The sequence below is a fragment of the Pseudomonas sp. SIMBA_067 genome (assembly GCF_046534675.1).
GTDB lineage: Bacteria > Pseudomonadota > Gammaproteobacteria > Pseudomonadales > Pseudomonadaceae > Aquipseudomonas > Aquipseudomonas putida.
The window spans coordinates 1-246 of the sequence record NZ_JAWRYH010001081.1; the positions used below are offsets into that span (position 1 = coordinate 1).

Consider the following 246-nt stretch of genomic DNA (forward strand, 5'->3'; position numbering starts at 1 on the left):
ATATTTGCTATTTCAATTCTTGCTTCGTGATCGGTTTTGCATGCAAATTTGTTTTTCTTTGAATCATCATTAGACATCTGTTTGCAAACCGATTTTTGATATGAACTGCATTTATAGTCAGCATTAGCTTCATACATTTGTCCTTCAAAAAGATGCAGTTCACCCGATTCCTTGTGTTCTTTGAGTGTATAAGCTTTCACGATTTCCCTCGTTATGAAATTGACTATTTGGCGATCAACTAAAGGT

At 34.6% G+C, this 246-nt stretch carries 1 protein-coding gene; it reads right to left on the reverse strand.

Annotated elements, in window-relative coordinates; genetic code table 11:
* Positions 1–200, reverse strand: a 200-nt coding sequence (locus SB765_RS32585; protein ID WP_410932887.1) for a hypothetical protein, incomplete at its 3' end; no start/stop codon positions are given.
* Positions 201–246 lie beyond the last annotated feature (46 nt).